A 798-nucleotide genomic window follows, 5' to 3' on the forward strand; every position below is an offset into this window, starting at 1 on the left:
TGGTGTGAGAGGCGCACCTCGCTAACCTAACGGTTGGCGGGGCCGTCTACTCGATTGGCACTCGTTTTATTTTATTACAATCGTTTCATTCTTTTTTTTGAAGAGGCTTTCGTCATTGAACTTTTCACGTCCGACAATTGGATCTAACCCAACAATTTTCACTCCGTATTCAACAGGATCAGACATTTGAATAGCAGTCGTTCCAGTCCATATGACCGCAGTTGGTTTGTACATATCTCCATAAAAGAAGATTTCGAAATAGTAGTCTTTTCCAGGTTCTGGCTGAAAAGTTATTGATTCGTCAGTTTCCTTGTTCATCAGTTTATACAAACCAGAAACTGTTATAGAATCTCGGGTTGAGACTTCATAAATTAGTCTTTGCGCATTTTTTAGCTTTCCAACGATTGAGTCGTTCGTAATGACATTCACTTTCACCCACTTTCCATAAAATCTATCTGTCCTAAAAAAATGTAAAGTAGCTGATTCATATTCTTTCTGAGCAAACAACTGACTAATAGCCAAAAGACTTAGAAGTAATGTAATTATAATTTGTTTCATGTTTTTTTAAATGTGTGCCAACGGTATATTGTATGAGTAGTGGCAGATTGCGTGGTAATTTCCTGTCAAACCGCTACGCAGTTTGAGCGGACTATAAACCTTGATATTTACCACATTGCCTGCCATTACTTATACAAAATGTGTGTGCCCGGCATGGGCATCTGGTATCGAAGATACCATAATATTCCAGAGGGTGCAAGTCCCTTACGTGCGGGGGTAACGCCCCGAAGCGTTAGCAAG

The 798-nt window shown here is 39.8% G+C and carries 2 protein-coding genes; one reads left to right on the forward strand and one right to left on the reverse strand.

The window, feature by feature from the left end; all coding sequences use genetic code 11:
- Positions 1-66: 66 nt before the first annotated feature.
- Positions 67-558, reverse strand: coding sequence for a hypothetical protein (locus IAQ59_RS22035; RefSeq protein WP_209333015.1), 492 nt, complete (start codon positions 556-558; stop codon positions 67-69).
- A gap of 39 nt (positions 559-597) precedes the next feature.
- On the opposite strand from IAQ59_RS22035, the gene IAQ59_RS22040 reads away from it, so the two are divergent.
- On the forward strand, positions 598-798 hold a 201-nt coding region (locus IAQ59_RS22040), incomplete at its 3' end, for a hypothetical protein (protein WP_209333016.1).

Source organism: Lunatimonas salinarum (genome assembly GCF_017811155.1).
Lineage (GTDB): Bacteria > Bacteroidota > Bacteroidia > Cytophagales > Cyclobacteriaceae > Lunatimonas > Lunatimonas salinarum.

Bases quoted from the DNA above. Each gene is read 5' to 3' on its own strand.
- IAQ59_RS22035 (WP_209333015.1), bottom strand. From the start codon at position 558: ATGAAACAAATTATAATTACATTACTTCTAAGTCTTTTGGCTATTAGT.